The sequence below is a fragment of the Saccharopolyspora sp. NPDC050642 genome, from assembly GCF_040654735.1.
Taxonomy (GTDB): domain Bacteria; phylum Actinomycetota; class Actinomycetes; order Mycobacteriales; family Pseudonocardiaceae; genus Saccharopolyspora; species Saccharopolyspora elongata.
The window spans coordinates 21,723-23,517 of the sequence record NZ_JBFAIN010000039.1 but is presented as its reverse complement, the minus strand read 5'-3'; the positions used below and the strand labels follow the sequence as shown (position 1 = coordinate 23,517).

At 72.0% G+C, this 1,795-nt stretch carries 2 protein-coding genes; both read left to right on the top strand.

Features of this window, described 5'->3' with window-relative positions:
• The first annotated feature begins 198 nt into the window (after positions 1-198).
• Complete coding sequence (locus AB0H93_RS36470; RefSeq protein ID WP_358579580.1) at positions 199-744, top strand: type VII secretion system-associated protein; 546 nt, start codon at positions 199-201, stop codon at positions 742-744.
• 91 nt (positions 745-835) lie between these two features.
• The gene (locus AB0H93_RS36465) at positions 836-1,795 is read left to right on the top strand and encodes a hypothetical protein (protein WP_358579578.1); all 960 of its coding nucleotides are present in this window, start codon (positions 836-838) and stop codon (positions 1,793-1,795) included.

The window sequence follows — 1,795 nt, the reverse complement described above, 5'->3', positions numbered from 1 at the left end:
GCGCGGATGTCCTTCGAAGTCTCGCCGGTGGGCATATACGCTGCTACCAGCGGTGATGTTCCTGGGAAGGCCGACGTGGAGCCCCGGGCGAGGCGATCGTCGCCGACGAGGCCGGCGGTTCCGGCGCGGATCGGCGACCGGCGGGATTCCGGCCGACCGGCAACGAAGATCTGCCCGAAGGGGAAGGGAATCTTGGCCATGAGCGTCAACCCGGACGAGCAAGAGGCGCCGGTCCTGCCGGAGGAGGACCGGTGGGTGTTCCTGATCGACCCGGCTTGGCAGGAGCAGGGCGGCGATCCGCGGCAGCCGCCGCTGGAAGCGGTGGTCGGCGGCTGGTACGTGGAGGCCGACGGCACGACCGGGCGGTTCGAGGCCAACCCCGACTACGTGCCGTCCGGCCCCGGCTCGCCGACCGACCCCGTCGACGCCACCCTGCGGCTGGTCAACAAGGGCGAGGCGGACGCGGAAGCGCTGCTGGCGACGCTGCGCGAAGCCGTGCTGGGGGTCGCGATCGACGAGGAGGGCAACCCCGTGATCGCGCCGTCCCCGGACGACGTGGCGTCGGTGTTGGTGACGACCGCCCCGGCTCATCGACGTAGGGTGCAGGTCGCGGGTTGGCAGGAGGTGACCGCCGCGGAGCTCGCGGAGGTGTTGCCGGACGAAGGCGTCGACGTCCTCGTCAACCCGGGTTCGGACGCCTCCATGCGGCTGCTCGCCGGCGCGTTCAAGCGCGCGGTGGCGTGAGGACCGTCCCGGTATCGGTTACTTGAACCGGTGCCGGAGCCCGGGGAAGCTGGCGGTGCGCAGTGCGGCAACTGGAGTTTGGGGTTCGGAGATGACGCAGGACGAGCAGGACGCGGCGCGGCACGAGCTGCTGTTGCGCTTCGCGCCGATGCTGCCCGACGAGGTGGTGTGGCAGGCGCGGCGCTGGCTGGTGGCCGGCCAGTGGTCCCACGCGGTGCGGCTGATCGCCCAGGTCTTCCGGGAGTGGAACGAACCCCTGCCCGCGGACACCCGCGAGGTCCTGCTCGACGGCGTCGACGCGGCCGTCGCCGAAGCGGTCGGCGTGCTCGACGAAGCCTTCGACGTTTCGGTGGTGGCGTGGGACTTCCACGGCGCCGACGATCCGCTCTCCGAGACCTACGCCGCCGTGGTCCGCGAGTACCTGGAGTCGCAGCCGGGCACGCACACCGCGTGGCAGGCGTGGCGGCTCCCCGAGGGCGGACCGGAGGAAGTGGCCCGCGCGATGCACCTGGTGGAGACCGAGGGCGGGATGAAGCCGCAGCTCATCGCCGCGGAGCTGGCGGAGCGGCTGTGGGACGCGGGGCTGGCCAGCCCGCAGGTCGAGGTGTTCCGCTCGGACAGTCCGCTGGACCCCTACTACCACGCGCCGGCGCTGGTGGCGGGCCGGGAGATCTTCGGCGTCGGCCCGGAGCCGACCATCGAACTCGCCCGCTTCGACGAGGAGAACGAGGAGCGCGAGCCGGCCGGGCCGGAGCGCGAGTCGCAGGTGGCCTACCTGAACTCGGGCGAGCCGCTGACCGAGGAGGACGACCTGGTCCCCGACCTGCTGACCGACAGCGAGGAGCCGGTCGTCCCGGTGACGCTGCGCACCGACGGCAGTTGGATCTGGTCGGATCTGACCACGTACTACCTGGAGAAGCACGGCATCTCCCTGCCGCCGGGGCTGCGGGCGCACATCGCCGAATCGGGTCCGGAGGCGCGGACCCCGACCCGTCGCGAGTGGGTGGCGATGGTCCGCATGGAGAACGCGGAGCAGCCGACCGACGCCTGA

Bases quoted from the DNA above. Each gene is read 5' to 3' on its own strand.
- AB0H93_RS36470 (WP_358579580.1), top strand. From the start codon at position 199: ATGAGCGTCAACCCGGACGAGCAAGAGGCGCCGGTCCTGCCGGAGGAG.
- AB0H93_RS36465 (WP_358579578.1), top strand. From the start codon at position 836: ATGACGCAGGACGAGCAGGACGCGGCGCGGCACGAGCTGCTGTTGCGC.